This window comes from Pseudosulfitobacter pseudonitzschiae, assembly GCF_900129395.1.
Classification (GTDB): Bacteria; Pseudomonadota; Alphaproteobacteria; order Rhodobacterales; family Rhodobacteraceae; genus Pseudosulfitobacter; species Pseudosulfitobacter pseudonitzschiae.
The window spans coordinates 779,644-802,529 of the sequence record NZ_FQVP01000001.1 but is presented as its reverse complement, the minus strand read 5'-3'; the positions used below and the strand labels follow the sequence as shown (position 1 = coordinate 802,529).

The 22,886-nt window shown below is 60.9% G+C and carries 20 protein-coding genes; 12 read left to right on the top strand and 8 right to left on the bottom strand.

Annotated elements, in window-relative coordinates:
• The first annotated feature begins 223 nt into the window (after positions 1-223).
• From BUC08_RS03890 to phoB, 6 genes are all read left to right on the top strand, one after another.
• Complete coding sequence (locus BUC08_RS03890) at positions 224-1,264, top strand: substrate-binding domain-containing protein (RefSeq protein ID WP_037921940.1); 1,041 nt, start codon at positions 224-226, stop codon at positions 1,262-1,264.
• A gap of 128 nt (positions 1,265-1,392) precedes the next feature.
• Positions 1,393-2,904, top strand: a complete 1,512-nt coding sequence (gene pstC / locus BUC08_RS03885) for a phosphate ABC transporter permease subunit PstC (RefSeq protein ID WP_224769749.1) — start codon at positions 1,393-1,395, stop codon at positions 2,902-2,904.
• Positions 2,904-4,247, top strand: a complete 1,344-nt coding sequence (gene pstA, locus BUC08_RS03880) for a phosphate ABC transporter permease PstA (RefSeq protein ID WP_037920430.1) — start codon at positions 2,904-2,906, stop codon at positions 4,245-4,247. The genes pstC and pstA overlap by 1 nt, the downstream gene beginning before the upstream one ends.
• 30 nt (positions 4,248-4,277) lie before the next feature.
• Complete coding sequence (gene pstB, locus BUC08_RS03875; protein WP_397467035.1) at positions 4,278-5,060, top strand: phosphate ABC transporter ATP-binding protein PstB; 783 nt, start codon at positions 4,278-4,280, stop codon at positions 5,058-5,060.
• Between the two features lie 12 nt (positions 5,061-5,072).
• A complete protein-coding gene (phoU, locus tag BUC08_RS03870; protein ID WP_037920433.1) occupies positions 5,073-5,780 on the top strand; it encodes a phosphate signaling complex protein PhoU in 708 nt (235 codons plus the stop codon).
• 12 nt (positions 5,781-5,792) lie between these two features.
• The gene (gene phoB, locus BUC08_RS03865; RefSeq protein ID WP_037920435.1) at positions 5,793-6,482 is read left to right on the top strand and encodes a phosphate regulon transcriptional regulator PhoB; all 690 of its coding nucleotides are present in this window, start codon (positions 5,793-5,795) and stop codon (positions 6,480-6,482) included.
• 8 nt (positions 6,483-6,490) lie between these two features.
• Here phoB and BUC08_RS03860 read toward each other — a convergent pair whose 3' ends face one another.
• The 5 genes from BUC08_RS03860 to BUC08_RS03840 all read right to left on the bottom strand — a co-directional run bounded on the left by BUC08_RS03860 (position 6,491) and on the right by BUC08_RS03840 (position 11,218).
• Complete coding sequence (locus tag BUC08_RS03860; RefSeq protein WP_051693767.1) at positions 6,491-7,300, bottom strand: alpha/beta hydrolase; 810 nt, start codon at positions 7,298-7,300, stop codon at positions 6,491-6,493.
• A gap of 4 nt (positions 7,301-7,304) precedes the next feature.
• Entirely contained in the window at positions 7,305-8,102 is a 798-nt protein-coding gene (locus tag BUC08_RS03855; protein ID WP_037920438.1) for an ABC transporter permease, read from the bottom strand.
• 4 nt (positions 8,103-8,106) lie between these two features.
• Positions 8,107-8,943 (bottom strand): ABC transporter permease, encoded by an 837-nt coding sequence (locus BUC08_RS03850; protein WP_051693769.1) that lies wholly within the window; start codon positions 8,941-8,943, stop codon positions 8,107-8,109.
• Positions 8,940-10,106, bottom strand: coding sequence for an ABC transporter ATP-binding protein (locus BUC08_RS03845; protein WP_051693771.1), 1,167 nt, complete (start codon positions 10,104-10,106; stop codon positions 8,940-8,942). Before BUC08_RS03845 ends, BUC08_RS03850 begins: the two co-directional genes overlap by 4 nt.
• A 74-nt stretch (positions 10,107-10,180) precedes the next feature.
• Positions 10,181-11,218 (bottom strand): extracellular solute-binding protein, encoded by a 1,038-nt coding sequence (locus BUC08_RS03840; protein WP_037921955.1) that lies wholly within the window; start codon positions 11,216-11,218, stop codon positions 10,181-10,183.
• Positions 11,219-11,481: 263 nt separating this feature from the next.
• Here BUC08_RS03840 and BUC08_RS03835 point away from each other — a divergent pair, with 263 nt between their 5' ends.
• The 4 genes from BUC08_RS03835 to BUC08_RS03820 all read left to right on the top strand — a co-directional run bounded on the left by BUC08_RS03835 (position 11,482) and on the right by BUC08_RS03820 (position 17,529).
• Positions 11,482-13,026 carry an acetolactate synthase large subunit gene (locus tag BUC08_RS03835; RefSeq protein ID WP_037920439.1) on the top strand — a complete coding sequence of 515 codons (1,545 nt, stop codon included), beginning with the start codon at positions 11,482-11,484 and terminating at the stop codon, positions 13,024-13,026.
• Positions 13,023-14,156, top strand: coding sequence for an NAD(P)/FAD-dependent oxidoreductase (locus BUC08_RS03830; protein ID WP_037920441.1), 1,134 nt, complete (start codon positions 13,023-13,025; stop codon positions 14,154-14,156). Before BUC08_RS03835 ends, BUC08_RS03830 begins: the two co-directional genes overlap by 4 nt.
• Positions 14,153-15,619: a M81 family metallopeptidase gene (locus BUC08_RS03825; protein ID WP_037920449.1), complete on the top strand. Its 1,467-nt coding sequence runs from the start codon at positions 14,153-14,155 to the stop codon at positions 15,617-15,619. The genes BUC08_RS03830 and BUC08_RS03825 overlap by 4 nt, the downstream gene beginning before the upstream one ends.
• Positions 15,620-15,891: 272 nt before the next feature.
• Positions 15,892-17,529, top strand: coding sequence for a class I adenylate-forming enzyme family protein (locus BUC08_RS03820; protein ID WP_051693776.1), 1,638 nt, complete (start codon positions 15,892-15,894; stop codon positions 17,527-17,529).
• Positions 17,530-17,599: 70 nt separating this feature from the next.
• Here BUC08_RS03820 and BUC08_RS03815 read toward each other — a convergent pair whose 3' ends face one another.
• From BUC08_RS03815 to BUC08_RS03805, 3 genes are all read right to left on the bottom strand, one after another.
• Complete coding sequence (locus tag BUC08_RS03815; protein ID WP_037920450.1) at positions 17,600-18,778, bottom strand: M20 aminoacylase family protein; 1,179 nt, start codon at positions 18,776-18,778, stop codon at positions 17,600-17,602.
• A gap of 110 nt (positions 18,779-18,888) precedes the next feature.
• Complete coding sequence (locus BUC08_RS03810; RefSeq protein WP_051693778.1) at positions 18,889-19,833, bottom strand: LysR substrate-binding domain-containing protein; 945 nt, start codon at positions 19,831-19,833, stop codon at positions 18,889-18,891.
• 33 nt (positions 19,834-19,866) lie between these two features.
• Positions 19,867-20,556, bottom strand: coding sequence for a TetR/AcrR family transcriptional regulator (locus BUC08_RS03805; protein ID WP_037920452.1), 690 nt, complete (start codon positions 20,554-20,556; stop codon positions 19,867-19,869).
• Positions 20,557-20,675: 119 nt separating this feature from the next.
• Here BUC08_RS03805 and BUC08_RS03800 point away from each other — a divergent pair, with 119 nt between their 5' ends.
• Positions 20,676-21,743 (top strand): ABC transporter ATP-binding protein, encoded by a 1,068-nt coding sequence (locus tag BUC08_RS03800; protein ID WP_037920455.1) that lies wholly within the window; start codon positions 20,676-20,678, stop codon positions 21,741-21,743.
• Between the two features lie 47 nt (positions 21,744-21,790).
• Entirely contained in the window at positions 21,791-22,852 is a 1,062-nt protein-coding gene (locus tag BUC08_RS03795) for an extracellular solute-binding protein (RefSeq protein WP_037920457.1), read from the top strand.
• Positions 22,853-22,886 lie beyond the last annotated feature (34 nt).

The window sequence follows — 22,886 nt, the reverse complement described above, 5'->3', positions numbered from 1 at the left end:
TGTGATATGGTGCCATGGCTGTGCGCGCCATTGAGTGTGGCATGCTTGAACCGCCGAAATCCAAATCCCTAAGAAAACCCTTCTGAAAATCTGCCATTCCCGCCGGTTGTCATAAAACTGTTACGCAACTGTCACAAAAGCATAGCGTCCACGCTCTAGGTCGGCGGCAAGGACGCCAATGGGGGTGCTCCAAGACTATGAAACACGCAAACAGGAGACTGAAATGTCCTTTGTAAAACTTGCAACTTCTACATTCGCCATCGCGGCCGTCGCTGCCGGTGCCGCCGCTGCCCGTGATCAGGTCCAAGTGGCCGGTTCCTCGACCGTTCTGCCCTATGCCTCGATCGTGGCCGAAGCTTTTGGCGAAAACTTTGACTTCCCGACACCCGTCGTGGAATCGGGTGGCTCGTCCGCTGGCCTGAAACGCTTCTGCGAAGGCGTCGGCGAAAACACCATCGACGTGGCAAACGCCTCGCGCAAAATCAAGGACAGCGAAGTTGAAGCCTGTGCCGCCAACGGCGTGACCGACATCATCGAAGTTCAGATCGGCTATGACGGCATCGTGTTTGCAAGCGACATCAACGGCAACACCTTCGAATTCACACCCACAGACTGGTACAAAGCCCTGTCCGACAAAGTGGTCGTGGACGGCGAAGTTGTCGCCAACCCCTACACCACATGGGACCAGGTGAACCCCGCGTTCCCCGCCCAGCCGATCCAGGCCTTCGTGCCCGGCACCAAGCACGGCACACGTGAAGTGTTCGAAGAAAAAGTGATCCTCGCAGGCTGCGAAGAATCCGGTGACTTCGAAGCGTTCAAGGCCGCCAACGGCGACGACAAGAAAGCTGCTGAAAAAGCCTGTATCGCACTGCGCACAGACGGCAAGTCGGTCGACATCGACGGCGACTATACCGAAACACTGGCCCGTATCGAAAGCAACGCGGACGGCATCGGCGTGTTCGGTCTGGCCTTTTACGAAAACAACACCGACAAGCTGCAAGTGGCAACCATGTCGGGTGTGACACCTTCGACCGAAAGCATCTCGACCGGCGAATACCCCGTGTCGCGCCCGCTGTTCTTCTACGTCAAGAAAGCGCACATCGGCGTGATCCCCGGCCTGAAAGAATATGCCGAGTTCTTCGTGTCGGATGAGATCGCAGGCCCCGACGGCCCGCTGGCGGACTACGGTCTGGTGGCTGATCCCGAACTGGCGAAAACCCAAGGCGTTGTGGCTGACGAAGTCGTCATGGGTGGCGCGTCCTAAGCTTTTGGTCTGATGACCTCGAAAGGCGGCGCAGAAACCGCGCCGCCTTTTACCAAATCCGGTCTTGAGACGCTTCAAGGCAAATGACGACTTGGGTGCGCCAAAGCTCACCCGCCGGGGGATAGAGAATGTCCGATCTTTTTAACGGCCTCATCGGTGGCAGCGCCGCGGCCTTGATGGTCATCGTGGTGCTGGGGCTGTCTGCCCTGGGGTTCTACATGGCCCGCAGCCGCGCGATGGCGTCCGGGAACGGCGACCGCCGCAACCTTCACTCGCTACCAAACTATTACGGCTGGAATGCCGCGATGCTGACCGCAGTGCCCGCGTTGGGCGTGCTGGTCATTTGGCTTTTGGCGCAGCCGATGATGATCGACAACGCCGTGTTCAAGACGATCCCCGACAGTGCCATTGCCGAAGGTTCGTCACGCGGGCTGGTGATGAGCGATGTGCGCCGTCTGGCCGATGGTCTGGACGTGATCATACAACGCGGCGTCATGGACGCCGAGCAAGTCACCACGCTGGACGCTGGCACCACAGACCTGCGCGCCACCTTGGCCGCCGAAGGTGTGGCGCTGGGATCGGCTGTGGAACAGCCGGTGCTGGACGCCGCCCAGATGTACCGCGCGCAGTCCTCCACGGGCCGCTTCTGGATGGTCGCATTGGTGACCGTGATCGCGCTGGCGGGATTTGTCCTGTCGCTGCGGGTGACCAATGCCGATTTCCGCGCCCGCAACATGGTGGAAAAGGGCATTTTGACACTGCTCATCCTGTCGGCCAGCATCGCGATCCTGACCACCGTGGGCATCGTGTTGTCGATGCTGTTTGAATCGATCAACTTCTTCCGCCTGCATTCCTGGACCGACTTTTTCTTCGGCAGCACCTGGGCCCCGAACTTTCGCGGTGACAGCGACCTGTCGATCCTGCCGCTCTTGTGGGGCACGCTCTATATCTCGATCATCGCCCTTCTGGTGGCTGTGCCCATCGGGTTGTTCTCGGCCATCTATCTCAGCGAATACGCAGGTCCCAAGCTGCGCAGCGCGGCCAAGCCGTTGCTGGAGATTCTCGCCGGCATTCCCACGATTGTTTACGGTCTGTTTGCCCTGCTGACAGTCGGCCCCGCACTGGTCAACATATTTGGTCGCGGTGAACAGGGCCTGTTGGGTGTCGAGTGGATGAGCGGTGCAACCTCTGTGCTGACCGCCGGTCTGGTCATGGGCATCATGCTGATCCCATTCGTCAGCTCGCTCTCCGATGACATCATCAACGCGGTGCCGCAGGCCATGCGCGACGGCTCGCTTGGGCTGGGCGCGACCCATTCCGAAACCATCCGCCAGGTGGTGCTTCCCGCCGCCTTGCCGGGCATCGTGGGCGCCATCCTGCTGGCCGCCAGCCGCGCCATCGGCGAGACCATGATCGTGGTGCTGGGGGCAGGGGCGATTGCCAAGATTTCGGCCAACCCGCTTGAGGCGATGACCACCATCACCACCCGTATCGTCAGCCAGCTGACGGGGGACACCAACTTTGCCAGCCCCGAAACGCTGGTGGCCTTTGCCCTGGGTCTGACGCTGTTTGTCCTGACCCTGGGGCTGAATGTGATCGCGCTTTATATCGTGCGCAAATACCGCGAGCAGTATGACTGATGACTGACATGACATCCGACACCCCGCACGTACACGGCACGCTGTTGCAGGCCGACGCACGCACCCGCAAACGCAACGCCGCCGAGACCCGCTTCAAGTTTTACGGAATCCTTGCGATTGCCGTAGGCCTGCTGATGCTGGCGATCTTGTTGTTCAACATCGTCAGCCGCGGCACCGGCGCTTTCACCCAGACCTTTGTCACCCTTGACGTGGCGCTGCTTGAGGACAAGCTGGACAAGTCCGGCAACCGTGACATCGAAGAGATGAAAAAGGTTTCGACCTTTGGCTACGCGCCGCTGTTGAAAGCGGCGATGACGGACATGGTGGAAAAGACCGGCATGGAAGGACAGATTTCGGCCGGCGATATGGCGGATATCCTTTCAAAAGGTGCGCCTGCGCAGTTGCGCGACTATGTGCTGGCAAACCCTGACAAGGTGGGTCAGCAGGTCTCGTTCAACTTTCTCGCCTCCAGCCGGGTTGATGGCTATATGAAAGGGCGGGTCAGCCGCGACAGCATCGCGAACGACAAGAGCATCAGCGCCGAACAGCTTGATTTCGTGGACAAACTGATCGCTCAGGGCATTTTGACGAAGAAATTCAACCTGTCCTTTATCACCGGTGCCGATGCCTCTGACGCCCGCCCCGAGGCGGCCGGCATGGGGGTGGCGATGCTGGGGTCGTTCTTCATGATGCTGGTGGTGCTGGTCTTGGCGCTGCCCATCGGGGTCGCGGCCAGCATCTATCTGGAAGAATTCGCGCCCAAGAACTGGATCACGGATATCATCGAGGTCAACATCTCGAACCTGGCCGCGGTGCCGTCGATTGTGTTCGGTATTCTGGGCCTTGCCGTGTTCATCAACTACATGCACCTGCCCACATCAGCCCCGCTGGTCGGTGGTCTGGTGCTGACGCTGATGACGCTGCCCACAATCATCATCTCGACCCGCGCGTCGCTCAAGGCGGTGCCGCCGTCGATCCGCGATGCGGCTTTGGGGGTCGGCGCGTCGAAAATGCAGTCGGTGTTCCACCACGTGCTGCCCTTGGCTGCACCCGGTATCCTGACCGGCACGATCATCGGCCTGGCACAGGCACTGGGGGAAACGGCACCTTTGCTGTTGATCGGTATGGTGGGCTTTATCGCCTCGAACGCACCCGACGGCATCGCCAGCGGACTGCTGGCGCCGAACTCGGCCATGCCTGCGCAAATCTACGAATGGGCCAAACGGGCGGACCCGGCGTTTTACGAACGCGCGTGGGGTGGTATCATCATCCTGCTGGTCTTCCTTCTGGCCATGAACACAATCGCGGTCATCCTGCGGCGGCGCTTCGAGCGGCGTTGGTAAGAAAGGAAAGATAGACCAATGAAAGACCTAATGGCGGAGAGAACCGTGGATACCCAGAAACTGAAAATCAGTGCGCGCAACGTGCAGGTCTATTATGGCGATACACATGCCATCAAGGACGTGAACGTCGACATTGAAGACAAAACTGTCACGGCCTTCATCGGGCCTTCGGGCTGCGGCAAGTCAACTTTCCTGCGTTGTATCAACCGGATGAACGACACAATTGATGTATGCCGCGTCCAGGGTGACATCATGATCGACGGCGAAGACATCTATGACAAGCGCGTCGATCCGGTGCAGTTGCGCGCCAAGGTGGGCATGGTGTTCCAAAAGCCAAACCCGTTCCCCAAGTCGATCTATGACAACGTGGCTTACGGCCCGCGCATTCACGGTCTGGCCAGGAACAAGGCCGATCTGGACGACATCGTTGAACGTGCCTTGCGGCGCGGGGCGATCTGGAACGAGGTCAAGGACCGCCTCGATGCGCCCGGCACCGGTCTTTCGGGTGGCCAGCAACAGCGTCTGTGCATCGCACGCGCCGTGGCGACCGAGCCCGAAGTGCTGCTGATGGACGAACCCTGTTCGGCGCTGGACCCGATTGCCACCGCGCAAGTCGAGGAATTGATTGACGAATTGCGCCAGAACTATTCGGTGGTGATCGTAACCCACTCGATGCAGCAAGCCGCGCGCGTCAGCCAGAAAACCGCGTTCTTCCACCTTGGGAATCTTGTCGAATACGGCGAGACGGGCACGATCTTTACCAACCCGACCGACCCGCGCACCGAAAGCTATATCACTGGCCGTATCGGCTAAGGAGCAGTAATAATGCCGTCAGATCAACACATTGCTTCCGTCTTTGACCGCGACCTGGAAACCATTCAGGCGCAGATCATGAAAATGGGCGGACTGGTAGAAGAAGCGATTTTGGAGGCTGCCATCAGCCTTGAAACCCGCGATGAAGAACGCGCCGAGGCGGTCCGCAAGGCCGACAAGAAGATCGACGCGCTTGAGGAAACCATCAACGAAGAGGCCGCCCGCGTCATTGCCCTGCGCGCGCCGATCGCGGTGGACCTGCGCCTGATCCTGAGCGTGATCAAGATTAGCGCCAACTTGGAACGTATTGGCGACTATGCGAAAAACATGGCCAAGCGCACCGGCGTTCTGGCGCAACTGTCGCCGGTCAGCGACAGCGCGGGGGCCCTGCGCCGCATGGCGCGCGAGGTCGAGCGGATGCTCAAGGACGCGCTGGACGCCTATGTGAACCGCGACGCAGAGCTGGCGCAGGATGTGATCGACCGCGATATGGAAGTCGACCAGATGTACAACGCGCTGTTCCGCGAATTCCTGACCTTCATGATGGAAGATCCGCGCAACATCACCGCCTGTATGCACCTGCATTTCATCGCGAAAAACGTCGAGCGCATGGGCGATCACGTGACGTCGATTGCCGAACAGACCGTGTATCTGGTCACCGGCGTGCACGCTGATGAAAACCGTTCCAAGGCCGACACGACGTCGGTTCAACCGCTGTAAAGGGGCCGGACCATGTCAGCAGATCAGCCACGTGTGCTTGTGGTCGAGGATGAACCCGCCCAGCGCGAGGTTCTGGTGTATAACCTGTCTGCCGAAGGATTTGATGTGGTGTCGGCGGGCAACGGCGAAGATGCGATGATGATGATCGACGAGGCGTCGCCGGACATCATCGTATTGGACTGGATGATGCCGCACCTAAGTGGGATCGAGGTCTGCCGAAGGTTGAAGATCAAGCCGGAAACCCGTGATATTCCTGTGATAATGCTGTCTGCGCGCTCGGAAGAGGTCGACAAGGTGCGAGGCCTGGAAACCGGTGCCGACGACTATGTGGTCAAACCCTATTCGATGATCGAACTGATGGCACGTGTGCGCAGCCAGTTGCGCCGCGTGCGGCCCGCCACGGTGGGCGTACAGTTGCATTACGAGGACATCATCCTGGACGCCGAACGCCACCGCGTCACCCGTGGGGAGGCCGAGATCAAGCTGGGACCGACCGAGTTTCGCCTGCTCAGCACGTTCATGGAAAAGCCGGGTCGTGTCTGGAGCCGTGAAAGCCTGTTGGACCGTGTCTGGGGGCGCGACATCTATGTCGATACGCGCACCGTTGACGTGCACATCGGTCGGCTGCGCAAGGCCCTGACCCTCTCGGGCGGGACTGACCCGGTGCGCACCGTGCGCGGTGCCGGCTATGCCTTGGGGTAAGGCTTGGTTCAGAAAACCTTTTTGAGGAATTTCGCGATCATCTCCTGAACCGGCGGCGCGTGCATGTCCGGCGTGGCATGTCCGCCGCCCTTTATCACCTTGAGAAAACTGGCCGTGCCATTCGCGGTCAATTGCGCATGCAGGACAAGGCTGTGTGACAATGGCACGACGGTGTCCTCGTCCCCATGGATAAACAGGAACGGCATCGCGGGCTGGTCGGTCACATGGGCCACGGGGCTGGCGCGATAGGCGTGGTGCGGGTCGGCTGTGACCGATGTGCCCAGCAGTTTCGTCACCGCTGACGGTGGCCGGGTCGGGTCGTTGGACCATTGTCCGTCCAGCGTGATCAGGTCGGATGGCCCATAGATGTCGATGACCCCCTTGATGTCGATGCCATGCGACGGCCCGAACCCCGGTTGGTCACAGGCGAGCCCGGCCAGTGCCGCCAGATGTCCCCCCGCTGACAGCCCCATGACGGCCACACGGTCCATGGGCAGGTCAAGATCGGGGGCAATCTGTACCAGCTTGGCCAGACCGACATTGATGTCACAGATCTGCGCCGGAAAGACCGCGTGGTCGGACATGCGGTAGCCCATGCCGACGATGGCAAACCCGTGGTCCAGCAGGTTCCAGCACGCAATCACCTTGCGGTCCAGCCACTGCCAGCTGCCCCCGTGGATGTTGGCCACCACGCCGTTGATCTTGCCCGATGGGGGCAGGTGCACATCAATCGCCTGCCGTTCGTGGCTGCCAAAGGCGATGTCTTCGAAACTGCGTGTGCCCGGCGGAGGGGGAAGGTCGGGACGCATGGGCGGCATGAGGTCAGCTCCCTGAACGCTGGACAAAGAACGTCAGCCCGGCAACCCGCTCCAGCAACACGATGGCAAGAAAGGTGATGATCACCGAAATCGTAGAGATTGCCGCCAGAACCGGCGATGCGTCGTCCTGGATAAAGGTGAAGATCTGCACCGGCAAAGTCGTGATTTCAGGCCCGATCAGGAACATGGTCACGGTCACCTCGTCAAAGGAAATGATACCGGTAAACAGCAACGAGGTCAGGATACCCGACCGGCAGATCGGCAGGATGATATCCTTGAGCGCGCGCAACTCGGACGCCCCCATGACTTCGGCGGCGCGGATCAGGTCCGGGTCAACCGACCGCAGGGCCACGTGCACGGGCCGATAGGAAAACGGCACGGTGACGATGACATGGGCCAGGATGATCGCACCGGGCGTGCCCACGATCCCCAGCTTGGCCATCAGCGCCACCGCCGCCACACCCATACAGGCATGCGGGAAAAACAGCGGCGAAAAGATCGCCAGTTCCAGCATCGTATTGATCCTGGGCGCGTAACGCAGGGTGAAATATGCCGCCATAAAGCTGATCGTCGTCACCACCACGGATGTCACGGCAGCAATCCACAGTGACGTGCCCACAGCGCGCGCCCAGCGCGGGTCGGTGAACGCTTCGATGTACCAGCGCAGTGAATAGCTCTCGGGTGGAAACTGGATATAGGCCGAGCCGTTGAACGACGCGCCAAAGACAATGAAGATCGGCAAGGGCAGGGCCAGCAGGAACACAATGCCAAGGGTGCGGCTGAGGGGGCTCATGGTGCGCATGGGATTACTCCTGTCCGCGCAGGGCGCGGCGTTCGATCATCTTGATGATCACAAGGGACACAAAGGACAGCGATAACAGGCAGATCGACCACGCGGCGGCCTTGCTCATGTTATAGGTCGCCATGACCTCCTGATAGATTTGCGAGCCGACGAATTTCTCGGTGATCCCGCCCAGCAGCAGCGGCGTCACGATGGCCCCGACCGAGGCCAGGTACAAAACCATCAGCGCGGTAAACACACCCGGCAGCGACAGCGGCAGGACGATGTTGCGAAAGGTCTGAAAGCCCGAGGCGCCCAGCACCCGCGAGGCCTCTTCCAGGTTTTCCTCGATCGACAGCAGCGACGACAGAATCGAGATCACCGCAAAAGGCACCAGAACATGGGTCAGCCCGATGATGATGCCGGTGTCGTTGAACATCAGCTTTACGGGTTCATCGATCACCCCCAGCCATCCCAGAAAGGCGTTGATAAACCCCTTGGGGCCCAGCAACACGATCCACCCATAGGTCCGCACCACAAGGCTGACCAGCCAGGGCACCAGCACCACGATCAGCAAGAGGTTGCGCCATTTGTTTGCACGCCACAGCAACAAGGCAATGGGATAGGAAAACAGCACCGCCAGAATGGCCACAGTGATCGACGACAGCACCGTGCGATAGAACACGATGTGATAGTCGGGCCGGTCGATGATCTGCTGGAAATACTTCAGCGAAAATCCGCCCCGGTCGACAAAGGCGCTGCTGAACAGGGTAAAGACCGAGATGAAGAACATCGCGAGGATGATCAGCATCGGCAGCAGCATCAGGGATTTGCTGAATGTCAGACGCTCGCCGCTGTTCATGCGTGTTCTCCAAAGGCTGAAGCCATATCGTCTGACAACGGCGCAAACAGCCTTGCGTGGTCGGGGTTAAAGCTGACCTTGCAGGCGCTGCCCGAGGGCAGGGGCGCCGTGTCGGCATCGGTCATCATCACCGCGATCATATCTGTCTCGCCCACGCGCAGGCTGACGCGGGTCAGCGGACCGATAACCAGCCGGCTGATCACCGTGGCGTTCAGCGTTGTCTGGCCCGTGACATTCGCCCCTGCGGGCAGCACCTTTAGCTGTTCAGGACGCAGGCAGATGACTGCAGCGTCGCCCGCCCGCGGGGCAAAGCCACGCGCGGCACTGGCGGGCAGCGTGAACTGTCCCGCGGCGGTGTCTATGGACAGTTGTGGACCGGTGTCGGTCACGCGGGCCGGGATTTCGTTCAGTTCGCCGATGAATTTGGAAACGAACAGGGTTTCGGGGCTGGCATAGATGTCTTGCGGCGCGCCGACCTGCTGGACGTGGCCATTGCTCATCACCACGACCGTGTCCGAGATCATTGTCGCCTCTTCCTGATCATGGGTGACAAAGACAAATGTGGTCTTCAGCTTTTGCTGGATGTCCTTCAGCGCGATCTGCAACTGCTTGCGCAACTGCATGTCCAGCGCCGACAGCGGTTCGTCCAGCAAGAGAATGGAGGGTTCCAGCACCAGCGAACGGGCCAGGGCCACACGTTGTTTCTGACCACCGGACAGTTGCGCGATGCGCCGGTCACCCATGCCGTTCAGGCCGACCAGGTCGATAAAACGGTCGACGCGTTGCTGCATCTCTGCAGCAGGAGTCTTGCGCAGTTTCAATCCGTAGGCGACGTTTTCGGCCACGCTAAAGTGGGGAAACAGCGCAAGGTTCTGAAACACCATACCGATGGGGCGCTTTTGCGTGGGCACGCCATTCATGTCGCGCCCGTCGATGGCGATCTTGCCCTTGGTCGGCTCGATGAAACCGGCTATCAGTCGCAACAGCGTGGTCTTGCCGCATCCCGATGGTCCCAGCAGCGTCAGAAAGTTTCCTGCCGGAATGCTCAGGTTCACATTCGACAGCACCTCGGTGTCGCCGTAGGATTTAGAGACAGATGCGATGTCGATGCTGCCGGTGACATTTTGAACGTCAGAAACAGACGGGTTAAGTGTCGTCGTCATGGAATACTCCGAAAAAAGGGCACCCGAACCGAGAGAGGTCAAGGCCGGGTGCAGGGAGACGCTGTAAGGGCGGTTTAGTTGCCCGCGTTTGCCATGATCTGTTCGACCATATTCACCCGCTCTTCATGGTTCTGAACGATGATCTTCCAGTCGGGTTTGTACATTTTCGAAAGCAGCTCGTCGAAGGGCAAGCCAAGCGATTCAATGTAATCTGCGGGCAGCTCTGCCTTGGTGTTGGTGGGGATCGACCCGGTCGCCACGGCGGAACGCACCTGTGTTTCGGGCTTGATCGAATAGGCCAGGTATTTCAACACTTCGTCGCGGTTTGCCGATCCCTTTGGCACGACCGAGGCATAGGCCAGCATCAGCGCGCCTTCCTTGGGGATGGTGATGTTCAGGTTTTTCTGGCCCTGTTCACGCAACTGCCAGATGCGTGTGGAATACATCGGCACCGCGACAACTTCGCCAGTGCCCATCAGCGTGTTGATATGGGCCAGCGATGTGTAGGTTGTCAGCGCGTTCTTCACCAGACCGGTCAGGATCTCGACGCCAGGCTCGATGTTTTCCGCGTCACCGCCATTGGCGTGCGCGAACATCGTCAGGTCATAGGACGCGGCATAGGTGGGGCGGGTGACGGACAGTTTGCCCTTCCATTTCGGGTCTGTCAGATCCTTCCACGATGAGAAATCCTCGGCGCTGGCCAGGTCCGAATTATAGCCGATGCCATAATAGCTGAACGACGACGGGATGCCGACGATCAGGCCTTCTTCGTTGCGGATGATGATTTCGGGCGGCAGGTCTTCGATGCCGGGAATTTCCTCGTCCTTGAACCCTTCAAGCAGGTCCAGATCGGCCATGGCGACGCCTTCAAAGAAGGTGACGGTGACAACGTTGTACTGCGAAGCCGTGGGCGAGCGAACGGCGCCGGCCGTGTTGGGCACTTCGGCCACTGTGGCGACGATCCCGGATTCTTCGGTGAACGGGGTTTGCACGTTGTCCTTAAGTGCGATGGCGCCTCCGCCACCCCATGTGGCGTGAACGACGTCAGCTGCCGCAGTGGTCGCCATGGCGGCGCAGACACTGGTCGCGACGATAGTTAGAAAGGTCTTCATCTGGTGATCTCCCTGGGTTGGCAGCGGCAACAAATGCGCTGTCTTTTGTCCCTCCACTGTCGGAGCAGTCGGGGTGATCTGTAAAATTCAAACCGGCTCGCTAAACATAACCAATATTTATATTCTTCTGAGCAGCGGCGTGGTGAGTGCCCTATGCATGTGTCCTGACACTCATAAGTTAAGAGAATGTTAACAGAGCGAGATACTATTTTCCGTGCGATCCTCGCTGACCTATCGTCAGCCGAACCAAGAGGAGAATTGGTATGAACGGCGCAGAAGTGACAGTCAGAACCTTGCAGGATCAGGGGATTGATCTGTGCCTGGCCAATCCCGGCACCTCCGAGATGCACTTTTTGGGTGCGCTTGACGCGCATCCGGGCCTGCGGCCTGTCCTGGTGCTGCAAGAGAATGTGTCCACAGGTGCCGCAGACGGGTTTGCGCGGATCGCGGGACGTCCCGCGGCGACGCTGCTGCATCTGGGGCCGGGCTTGGCGAATGGATTGTCCAACCTGCACAATGCGGCGCGCGCCCTCAGCCCGATCGTGAACATTGTGGGCGATCACGCGACGGCGCACCGGCGTCTGGACGCGCCGCTGACCTCGGATATCGAGGCGCTGTCGCGCACGGTCAGCGTTTCGACCCGCACGATCCTGCCCGGTCGCGGCGCTGCGGCGGAAACGGCCGCGGCGGTGGCCGACAGCATGGGGGCGAAACCGGGGATTGCCACGGTGCTGTTGCCGGCTGATGCCGCCTGGTCGGATGCGGAACTGCCGGACGGTCCGTTGCCCCGCGCCGAACGTGCCGGTGCCAAGATTGACGATGCGGTCATTCAGGCCGCTTTGGACGCGCTGAAGACGCCCGGTGCCATCCTGTTTCTGGGCCACCGAGCATTGCGCGGCACCGCCTTGCAGGATGCCGCGCGGATTGCAGAGCGGACCGGTGCCGCGCTGATGGCGCAAACGGCCAACCCGGTGACAGACCGCGGGGCAGGGCGCACGCCCGTCGAACGGCTGCCCTTTGCCCGTCTGGTCGCCCGCGAACGGTTGATGGATGTGCCTGTGCTGGTGCTGGCCGGTGCCGCGGCCCCCGTCGCCTTCTTCGGCTATCCGCAAGAGCGCGGCCAGATCTATGCGCCCCACACCCGTCTGGTTGAACTGTCCCGCCCCGAGGATGACACCGGCGCGTGGCTGGCAGCCTTGGCCAAGGCCTGCGACGCCCCGGCCTATGTCGCACCGGATGCGCCTGCGCGTCCCGATATTCCCGATGGTCCGCTGGATGCGGCCGCCATCGGTGCCGTTCTGGCGCATGACATGCCCGAGGGGACGATCCTGGTGGACGAATGCGTGACCAACGGCGTGCCGATCTTCACCGCCACGGCATCCGCGGCACCGCACCAGTGGCTGCAGAACACGGGCGGTTCCATCGGCTATGGCGCTCCGGTGTCAGTGGGCGCAGCGCTGGCGGCCCCTGATGCACCTGTGCTTGCGATCATCGGTGACGGCTCGGCCATGTATTCGCTGCAAGCCTTGTGGACGCAGGCGCGTGAAAACCTGAACGTGACCACGTTGATCCTGGCCAACCGGTCCTACCGCATTCTGCAAGGCGAGGTCGGCAACCTGACCCCCCGCAATCGCGGTGCCACCATGCAGGATATGCTGGAAATCGACCGCCCCACGCTGGACTTTGTCAAGATGGCCGAAGGCATGGGCGTGCCGGGCCGCCGCGTGGGTGACACCGCGTCCCTGCGTGCCGCTTTAGCCGAAGCGTTCAACACGCGCGGCCCGATGCTGATCGAGCTGACGCTATGAACCAGCCCGACGTTATCATCATCGGCGCAGGCATCGCCGGTGCGTCGCTGGCGTGGCAACTGGCCGGGTCGTGCAACGTGCTGCTGCTCGAGCAGGAGGACAGCCCCTCGCACCACAGCACCGGGCGCTCTGCGGCGATCATGACGCCCTATGCCGGGGCCGAGCTGATGCAGGCGGCAAGCCTGGCCAGTCGCGCCTTTCTGGCCGCCCCGCCCGAAGGGTTCAGCCCAGCGCCCTTGTTGTCCAGACGCGGTGTGCTGCGGCTGACGGATGAGGCGGGTGCCGGATCATTGGCGCGCCTGTGTCACACAGGAAAGTCGCAGGGGCGGCCCTTGCGTTTGCTGGATCGGGCGCAGCTTTTGGCACAGGGACTGCCGTTGACGGCAAAGGCGGTCATGGGGCTGTGGGACGACGAGCCTTGCGACATCGACGTGGATGCCCTGCACCAAGGGTTCCTGCGCGGCGCACAACGTCGCGGCGCGCGGTTGCTGACCCGACATGCGGTCACGGCCATGACCCGTCGCAGCGGCGTCTGGCAGGTCGAAACCCCGGTTGGCACCTTCGATGCGCCGCTTGTGGTGAACGCTGCGGGTGCCTTTGCCAGCCGGATCGGCAAGCTGGCGGGGGCGCTGCCGCTGACCATTCACCCAAAGCGCCGCACGATTGCCGTGGTTCCGGTGCCGCCGGGCAGCGATATGGCGCATTGGCCGCTGATCGCGGACGCCGGGGTCAGCTTTTACATCAAACCCGAGGGCAAGACGCTGATGGTGTGCCCGTCGGATGAGACACCCGCCGCGCCGGGCGAGGTGTACCCCGAAGAACTGGACATCGCCATCGCCATCGACCGGATGCAGCAGTGGCTGGATATCCCCGTGCAGCGGGTCCAGCACAGCTGGGCCGGTTTGCGCAGCTTTTTTGACGACAAGGACCCCGTGGTCGGCTTCGATCCGCTGGCCGAGGGGCTGTTCTGGTATGCGGGGCAGGGAGGGTTTGGTGTGCAATCGGCACCTGCCTTGTCACGCGCCGCTGCCGCCATCCTGCTGGGGCAACCTGTCCCGCAGACACTTGGGGACGCGGGGCTGACACCTGACCGTCTGTCGCCGCAAAGACTGGAGCCTGCTTTCACATGACCCGCGTTTTCATTGGTGGCATCGCCACGGAATCCAACACGTTCGCCACCATTCCGACCACGATGGCGGATTACGAAAGCCTTGGCCTGTTTCACGGCAACGCCACCGCGCAGGCGCCGGAACATTTCACCGCCCCGTTGCACGTCTGGCGCAAGAATGCCGAGGCCGCAGGGTTCGAAGTGGTCGAGGGCCTGATGGCCGCCGCACAACCCGGCGGTGTAACGCTGGCCAAGGTCTGGAAGGCGCTCCGCGACGAACTGCTTGTCGATGTGGCCAAGGCCGGTCCCATCGACATTGTCGCGCTGAACCTGCACGGCGCGATGATTGCCGACGGCGAGGACGATTGCGAAGGGGTGATATTGGAAGAGATCCGCAAGCTGCTGCCCGATGCCATCATCGGCTGCGAGCTGGACCTGCACTGCCATCTGACGGAAAAGATGATCGACGCCGCAGACGTGATCGTCAGCTACAAGGAATACCCGCATACGGACACGGCCGAACGCGCCGAAGACCTGTGGGATCTTTTGGTGCGCACCCATCGCGGCGAAATCAAACCGGTCGCGGCCCGCGCCGAAATGCGCATGTTGTCGGTCTGGCACACCACGACCCCGCCAATGACGGATTTCGTTCAATCCATGTTCGACGCCGAAGGACAGGACGGCATCCTGTCGATCAGCTTCTGCCACGGATTTGCCTATGGTGATGTTCCCGCAATGGGCTCCAACATGCTGGTCTATGCGGATGGAAATGCGGCCAAGGCCAAGGAGACCGCGGAAACCTTCAAAAACCGTGTATGGGACCTGCGCCACCAGACACGGCCCGCCGCCCTGACCCCGGACCAAGGCATTGCCAAGGCGCGCGACATCGGCAAACCGTGCGTGGTGCTGGCCGACACTGCGGACAATGCGGGCACGGGTGCGGGCACCGACAGCACCTATATGGTCACGGCCTTGCAAAAGGCGGGCGTGAAGGGCGCGATTGTCGGCATGATGTTTGATCCCGTTGTGGTCGGCATCGTGCGTGGCGCGGGCGTCGGGGCCACGCTGACCCTGCGCATCGGTGGCAAATTCTCGCCCCGGTCCGGTCCGCCGCTTGATCTTGAGGTGCGGGTACATGCCGTTCAGGACGACCACCGACAAACCACCGTGGCGGGACAGCGTATGCGCTGTGGCAACTGCGTGGTTCTGGAAACGAAAGAGGGTGTTCTTTTGGTGTTGAACGATGTGCGGACGCAGACCTTCAATCCTGACGCTTTTACCGGTCTGGGGCTTGACCCGGCCAACGCGCCCATTGTCGTCGTCAAATCGACACAGCATTTCTATGCAGGCTTTGCCCCCATCGCCAGCGCGATTTTCTACGTCAAGACCGACGCTGCGATCCGGTTTGAAGGGCCGGTGTCACCCTATACGCGGCGCAATGGCAATTACTGGCCCTTGGTCGAGGACCCTTTTGCCACTGCCTGAAGGCACGGTTTTGTTTCGGTGATTGCAGAACGGGAGAGGCCAGTCTTGGCCTCCCCTTGGGGTGCCATTACCGATAGGAATAACACTTCGTCAAAAGGCATGTGCCGCGTGCGCGCCTGGCCTGTTTGCACGGCCTAGGCAGTTGCCTCTGGTTCATGCCCTTTCGTTATGAATTTGCGAATATTCGCTATTTGCGAGAGGCGTCGGCGGATCGGTAAACTTGGACAACCTTTCCAGAACCACCGCCTTTGCCGCAAAAGGATCACCCCGACATGCCGACACCGGTTCCTCTGACCCTGCCAAGCCAGACACCGGAAGAACGTCGTCACACGATCGAGACCGCGGCCATGCCCACCTCTATCGGCGACCTTCTGGATCAGGCCGCGGCGGACAGTGCCGATCAGCTGCTTTGGACCTTTTTTGACGAAGGCACCTCGTTGACCTACGCGCAGGTGCGCCGCCAATCGCGTCAGGTCGGGGCGGCGCTGGCCGGGTGGGGTGTGGGGCAGGGTGACCGGGTGGCGGTGATGCTGCCCAACGTGCCGCAGATGCCGCTGGCGTGGTTGGGGCTGGCGCGGATCGGGGCGGTCATGGTGCCGGTCAACGCCCGCTACAGCCCGCGCGAATTGCGCTATGCCATCGAGAACTCGGGCGCGACCCGTTTGATCATTCACAGCAGCTTTGCCGACGTTCTGGGCGGCGAGATGGCAGGCGTTCTAACACCGGATGCAATTGCCATCGCGGGTGCGGATGGACCCGAAAGCTGGGATGCAAAGGTTGCAGCTGCGGATGCCACGGCATGCCCGCACCCCGATATCGACCGCGATGACCTGATGAACATTCAATATACCTCGGGGACCACGGGACTGCCCAAGGGCTGTATGCTGTCGCACCGTTATTGGCTGACCTCGGGCATGAGCAACGCCTGGCGCGACGGGCAGCGGTTCAAACGGATTCTGGCGGTCACGCCGTTCAGTTACATGGACCCGCAATGGCTGTTGCTGATGACGATGTACCAGCGCGGCACGCTGATGGTAGGCGCACGACAAAGCGCCAGCCGGTTTTCGCAATGGCTGTCACAGCACCGAATCCACTTTTGCCTCTTTCCCGAGGCCGCGACCAAACAACCACCCGCTGCGCATGACGCCGACAACCCGGTGGTGCGCGCCAATATCTACGGCGTGCGTGCCTCGGCCCACGCAGCACTTGAGGCGCGCTATGGGCTGGTGGCGCGCGAAGCCTTTGGCATGACCGAGATCGGATCGGGCATGTATATGCCGATGGAGGCGACGGATATGGTCGGCTCGGGCAGTTGCGGCATTGCCGCACCATTTCGAACCACCATGATCGTCGACGATCAAGGACAAGCCGTCGCCACGGGCGAAGTTGGCGAGTTGTTGGTCAAGGGATCGGGCATGTTTCAGGGATACATCGGTCGTCCCGACGCCACGGCCGAGGCTTTGCAGGACGGTTGGTTCCGCACCGGCGATCTGTTCCGCAAGGATGCGCAGGGCTATCACTACATCGTGGGCCGCAAGAAGGATATGATCCGGCGGTCGGGCGAAAACATCGCCTGCCGCGAAGTCGAGGGCGTGCTACGAGACTTTGAAGCGATCGAAGAGGTTGCGTTGATCCCTGTCCCCGACGATCTGCGCGGCGAAGAGGTCAAAGCCTTTGTCCAGCTGCAAGACGGTTTTCAGCCCGATGCGGAAACGGTGGCGCGGATCACCGCATATGCGTCTCGGCGGCTCGCGTCATTCAAGGTGCCGCGATATTTCGAGTTCATCACCGACATGCCCCGCACCACATCATTCAAAGTGGCGAAAAACGAATTGCAAAAGGCGCGCACCGATCACCGCCTTGGGTCGTTTGACCGTGTCGATCAAATCTGGCGCAAAGACGTCCCGTAAACGCGTCCCGCCCGAAATGACAATGCCGCCCGGCAGTGGGGCGGCATGTCGTGGCTGTATGCCGCGCCGGTTACGCGGGCTGCTTCGGTTTCAACTGATCTTCGACCAATGCCGCGAAATAAGACGCGCCGGTGGGCAGGATCGCGTCGTTAAAGTCGTATTCGGGATGGTGCAGCAGCGGATCGTTCTCGGTCTTGCCACCGCCGATAAAGATATAACAGCCCGGGCGCGCCGCCAGCATGTCGGCGAAATCCTCGCCGCCCATGGTGGGCGGAAATTCGGTTATGACATTCTCGTCGCCCAGAACCTGCCCGATCACCCGCTGAGCCGACAGGGATTCGTCCACGCTGTTGATCGTGGGCGAACAGCCCCAACGGTAATCCAGATCGATCTCGATGTTATAGACCGCTTCCATGCCTTTGCAGATCTCGGCGACACGGCGCTTGATCGTCTCGCGGGCCTCCATGTCAAAGGTGCGGATGGTGGCGTGCAGTTCCGCCTGTGCGGGCACCACGTTGGTCGCCGTGCCCGAGTTGAAGCGTGTCACGTTGACCACATTCGGCATGATCGGGTTGATGTTTTTCGTCGACAGATGTTGCAGCGCCGTGTGCAGCATCACGCCCACCGAAATGGGATCGTTGCCATTGTGCGGCTGTGCGCCGTGGCTGCCCTTGCCCTTGATGGTGATCGACATGCCGTCAACGGCGGCCATCACCGCGCCGGGGCGGGCAATCGCCGTGCCGGTGGCCAGTTGCGGTACATTGTGCAGCGCCCAGACGGTGTCGCACGGGAATTTCTCGAACAGGCCTTCGGCGACCATGCGCTTGGCACCTGCGCCTGCCTCTTCGGCGGGCTGAAAGATGAAATTCACCGTGCCCGAAAAATTGCGTGTCTCGGCCAGATATTTGGCGGCACCCAGCAACATGGCGGTATGTCCGTCGTGACCACAGGCGTGCATTTTGCCCGGGCTGGTCGAGGCGTGGTCAAACCCGTTTTGTTCCTGCATCGGCAGCGCGTCCATATCAGCGCGCAAGCCAATGCAACGTGGATCGTTGCCCTGACGCAAGACGCCGATCACGCCTGTCCCCGCCATGCCACGATGCACTTCGATGCCCCAGCTCTCCAACCGCTCCGCCACGATGTCCGAGGTGCGGTGCTCTTCATAGCCCAATTCAGGATGGGCGTGGAAATCACGCCGCCATGCGGTCATTTCGTCGTGGAATTTGGAAATGTCTGGATTGATCGTCATCTAAGGGACTCCTCGCGTTTTGAGGCCAGTCTAGCTGGGCCGCCGGCACAGATGAAAATCGCCATTTGACCTGAGATGATAACGTCAGGGCATGGGGTGGCGGCGCTGCCTCAGTCTTTCCTGCGCGGAAGGCGGACGTTCAGTGTACCGGAGTCGGCTTGCGATCCTTCGGCCATGTCGCGGATGCGCGCCTTGAGAATGTCCAGAAAGCGGTTCGCCAGCGCCACGTCGCCGCGATCCTGCGGGCGCAACAGTGAAAAGGTGAATTCAAGCTGCGGCTCGAAGGGGCGGATTTCCAGACCCGACCAGATGCCACGGCTGACGCCCAGCGGCTCGACAATCGCCACGCCCAGGCCACGGCTGACCAATGCGTTCGCTTCGGCCGAGGTGAACACCTCAAGCCGCATCTTGCGCGACACGCGGCGCTGTTCGAACACCGCATCGGTGATGTGGCGCATGCGGCTGTCGCGGGTGAAGGACACGAATTCCTCGCCTTCCAGATCGCGTGGCGTGATCTTGTCCAGCGCGCACAGGCGGTGCCCCTTGGGCAGAACGCAGACGGCGCTGGCGTGAAACAGCGCCTCGGTGCGCAGGGCAGGGTGGTGAAACTGCGTGACGGAGAAACCAAGATCGACGTTTTGCCGCAAGACATCGGGGCCGACGTTGCTGGATGTGTCGATCTTGATGTGCACGTCCTGGAATTCCTGGGCAAATTCGGTTGTGGCCTCGGAAATCAGCGTGTGCCCGATCGAGGTCGCGGTGATAATCCGCAGCTCGCCCGTGCGGAATTCGCGCAGATCCTGCGCAAAGCGTTCCACATCGGCCAACGACCCGAACAGGCGGCGCACTTCCTTGTACAAAAGCTGTGCCTCGTCGGTCGGGATCAGCCGCTTTTTCTCACGCGTGAACAGGGTCAGCGCCAGATCAATCTCAAGACCCGCCAGCATCTTGCTCATCGCGGGTTGCGACACGAACAATCGGTCAGCGGCGGCGGTGACTGTGCCAGTTTCCATGAACTGGACGAAGGCTTCGAGCTGCCGGTGGGTGATACGCATGATGCGGTGGTCCGTTCTGTGAGTCTGGGGGCGTCAGGCCGTCTTTTCTGCGGGGTCGGGGTCCTTGCCGTACAGGCACCGATACCACAGCGTTGTCAGCACATCGGCAAGATCCTCGTGCGAAGTGATCACCTGTGACAGATAGGGCGGCGGATCGATAAAGGCGTTTCTCAACGCCTCGTCGGCCATGATGATCACCAGCCGCAAGGACAACAGGCGACGCTTTTCCTCTTCGGGGGTCAGACGGTTTATCCCTTCGCGGCGCACCATGTCCCGCAGCAGGATGCCCGCCCAGCGATGGTTGACCTGGTCCCGGTTCAGCAACAGCTCGGGGCGTTCGTGGAACAGGGCGCCATTGCCCGCCAACAGCCGCGCGTTGCGGGCGTAGAAGCTGACATAAAACTGGTTCATCCGGTGAATCGCCTGCCAGGCGCTCAACTTGGCACCGCCACGCGGCCGGGTCTTGCGCAAGAGCGCCATGAAACTGCGGCGCACGGCAATCGCGGCTTCAGCCCGGTTCGGGAAATACAGATAAAAGGTGCCGCGCGCCAGACCGGCCCGCGCGACGATGTTGTTGATCGTCAGCGCCTCGTAACCCGATTGCTCAAGCTCGGCGGCTGTTGCTGCGAGCAACATAAGACGGGTGCGGGTCCGCTTGGGCTTGTTTTGGGCAAGCCGCACACGTTCCTCCAACAGTCCCGGGACATAGACCACATTTTCCATCGCGTAGTTATCCGGCAAGGGCGGGGCGACTGCAAGAGATTGAAGATTGGTGATTGACAAGTTCATAAATGACATTAGCGTCATAAATGACAGTGATGTCAATTTTAAAAGGACAAGCAATGGCCGTAGCCGGGATCACCTTCGAAAATGTCACAAAGCGCTATGGTGCTGTTGTTGCATTGGATCAGTTCAACCTGACCGTCGCGCCGGGCGAGTTCATGACCTTTCTGGGTCCGTCCGGTTCGGGCAAGACCACGGCGTTGAACATCCTTGCAGGTTTCGCTGGGATCACCGAGGGGAACGTTCGGATCGGGGACCGTTCTGTCGTAAATCTTCCTCCTGAGAAACGAAATGTTGGGATGGTGTTCCAAAGCTATTCGCTATTTCCGCACCTGACCGTTTTTGAAAACGTGGCCTTCCCGCTACGCTTGCGCGGCGAGCGGGGCGCGACCCTGGAAACCAAGGTGCGCGGTGCGCTGGAGATGGTGCATCTGGCGGAATTTGGCAAACGCATGCCCAACGAACTATCGGGCGGACAGCGCCAGCGCGTCGCCTTTGCCCGCGCCGTTGTGTTCGAGCCGCCGGTGCTGTTGATGGACGAACCACTGGGAGCGCTGGACCTGAAGCTGCGCGAGCAGATGCAGTTGGAGATCAAGCGGTATCACCAGCAATTGGGCTGCACGATCATATTCGTGACCCACGATCAGGGCGAGGCGCTGACGCTGTCGGACCGCGTTGCAGTCATGCGTGACGGCAAGATCGCGCAGGTGGACACAGCGCAGGACATTTATGACCGCCCGTCAACACGTTACGTGGCAGAGTTCATCGGGCGCACAAACCTGTTCGAGATTGAACAGGGCCAAGGAAATGGCTGGTCGATTGCGGCTCTTGGCACGCAGATGGCGGCTCTGGACGACCACGGCGCCGCCGGGCGCACGCTGTCTGTCCGGCCCGAGAAAATCCGCCAGATCGGGCAGGGCGACGCTGATACAACCATCAGCTTTGATGCCCGTGTGACCGACGTCGTATTTCAGGGCGACCATGTCCAATACCAGGCCGTCACCAGCGGTGGCGCGCCTTTGACATTCCAAGAACACCGCGGCCACGGCGCACGGCTTCAACAGGCGGGCGATGCGCTGCGCCTGGGCTTTGACGTGGCCGACGCGGTGCCCGTGCAGAACCAATAAAAACAAAAACAAGAAACGAAACCAACATATAAACCGGAGGATAAACAATGACCTACAAGCTAAAGCTTATGCCCGCTGCGGCGGTCGCACTGGGACTGCTGACAGGACCTGCGCTGGCGCAGGACAAAGTGCTGACCATCGCCGGGTCGGGCGGTGCCGTCAAAGATGCCACCGAACAGATCTTTTTGCCGGCCTTCACCGAAGCGACCGGCTGGAGCACCAAGTTCGTCGCGGCCGAAAGCAACATCATGCTGGAGGTTGAGACAATGCTGAAGGCAGGCAACATGCTGTATGATGCCATGGAAGTCTCAGCCAGCGCCTATCCCACCGGCGTGCAGAACGGGTTCCTTGCCCCCATCGACTATGCGCTTTTGGACCCCGAGGGCACCCTGCCGGAAGCGGCGAAAAAGGAATTCGGCGTCGTGGCCGCGGCCTATTCCACGGTTCTGGTACAGCGTCTGGACAAGACCCCCGAGGGGCGCAAAATGGAAAGCTGGGCCGACTTCTGGGACACGGAAACCTTCCCCGGCCCACGGTCCCTGAAACGTCAGCCGCAATACACGTTGGAATTCGCGCTGCTGGCCGATGGCGTTGCCAAGGACGAACTCTATGACGTTCTAGGCACCGACGAAGGGCTGGACCGTGCCTTTGCCAAACTGGACGAGATCAAGGACTCGATCCCGGTCTGGTGGACCTCGGGCGCGCAATCGGTGCAACTGCTTTCGGACGGCGAAGTGTTCTATTCGACCACCTACAACGGTCGCGTGAACAAGCTGCAGGAAAGCGGTATTCCGGCGGAAATCATGTGGAACGGTGGTGCATTGCACACCAGTTATGTGGGCATCCCCAAGAACGCGCCCAACTACGAAATGGCGCATGAATGGATCCGCGTGCGCACCATGCGCCCCGATCTTGAAGCGGAATACGTGAAATTCCTGCCGTACCCCAACTTTGCCCCCGGTCTGTTCGACACGATGACCGAAGAGCAAGCGGCGCAAATGCCAACGTTCAAAGCCAACGCAGACGCGCAGTTCGTGGCCGATGAAGAATTCTGGGCCGCCAACATCGACCGCATCCAGGAACGCTTTGACGAATGGCTGCTGTTCTAACCGGCGCCTTGCCGGCGCGCCCCTGGATGTGGCG

Excerpts from the sequence above, each read along its gene's own strand:
- BUC08_RS03890 (WP_037921940.1), top strand. The coding sequence starts at position 224 with ATGTCCTTTGTAAAACTTGCAACTTCTACATTCGCCATCGCGGCCGTC.
- pstC (WP_224769749.1), top strand. The coding sequence starts at position 1,393 with ATGTCCGATCTTTTTAACGGCCTCATCGGTGGCAGCGCCGCGGCCTTG.
- pstA (WP_037920430.1), top strand. The coding sequence starts at position 2,904 with ATGACTGACATGACATCCGACACCCCGCACGTACACGGCACGCTGTTG.
- pstB (WP_397467035.1), top strand. The coding sequence starts at position 4,278 with ATGGCGGAGAGAACCGTGGATACCCAGAAACTGAAAATCAGTGCGCGC.
- phoU (WP_037920433.1), top strand. The coding sequence starts at position 5,073 with ATGCCGTCAGATCAACACATTGCTTCCGTCTTTGACCGCGACCTGGAA.
- phoB (WP_037920435.1), top strand. The coding sequence starts at position 5,793 with ATGTCAGCAGATCAGCCACGTGTGCTTGTGGTCGAGGATGAACCCGCC.
- BUC08_RS03860 (WP_051693767.1), bottom strand. The coding sequence starts at position 7,300 with ATGCCGCCCATGCGTCCCGACCTTCCCCCTCCGCCGGGCACACGCAGT.
- BUC08_RS03855 (WP_037920438.1), bottom strand. The coding sequence starts at position 8,102 with ATGCGCACCATGAGCCCCCTCAGCCGCACCCTTGGCATTGTGTTCCTG.
- BUC08_RS03850 (WP_051693769.1), bottom strand. The coding sequence starts at position 8,943 with ATGAACAGCGGCGAGCGTCTGACATTCAGCAAATCCCTGATGCTGCTG.
- BUC08_RS03845 (WP_051693771.1), bottom strand. The coding sequence starts at position 10,106 with ATGACGACGACACTTAACCCGTCTGTTTCTGACGTTCAAAATGTCACC.
- BUC08_RS03840 (WP_037921955.1), bottom strand. The coding sequence starts at position 11,218 with ATGAAGACCTTTCTAACTATCGTCGCGACCAGTGTCTGCGCCGCCATG.
- BUC08_RS03835 (WP_037920439.1), top strand. The coding sequence starts at position 11,482 with ATGAACGGCGCAGAAGTGACAGTCAGAACCTTGCAGGATCAGGGGATT.
- BUC08_RS03830 (WP_037920441.1), top strand. The coding sequence starts at position 13,023 with ATGAACCAGCCCGACGTTATCATCATCGGCGCAGGCATCGCCGGTGCG.
- BUC08_RS03825 (WP_037920449.1), top strand. The coding sequence starts at position 14,153 with ATGACCCGCGTTTTCATTGGTGGCATCGCCACGGAATCCAACACGTTC.
- BUC08_RS03820 (WP_051693776.1), top strand. The coding sequence starts at position 15,892 with ATGCCGACACCGGTTCCTCTGACCCTGCCAAGCCAGACACCGGAAGAA.
- BUC08_RS03815 (WP_037920450.1), bottom strand. The coding sequence starts at position 18,778 with ATGACGATCAATCCAGACATTTCCAAATTCCACGACGAAATGACCGCA.
- BUC08_RS03810 (WP_051693778.1), bottom strand. The coding sequence starts at position 19,833 with ATGCGTATCACCCACCGGCAGCTCGAAGCCTTCGTCCAGTTCATGGAA.
- BUC08_RS03805 (WP_037920452.1), bottom strand. The coding sequence starts at position 20,556 with ATGGAAAATGTGGTCTATGTCCCGGGACTGTTGGAGGAACGTGTGCGG.
- BUC08_RS03800 (WP_037920455.1), top strand. The coding sequence starts at position 20,676 with ATGGCCGTAGCCGGGATCACCTTCGAAAATGTCACAAAGCGCTATGGT.
- BUC08_RS03795 (WP_037920457.1), top strand. The coding sequence starts at position 21,791 with ATGACCTACAAGCTAAAGCTTATGCCCGCTGCGGCGGTCGCACTGGGA.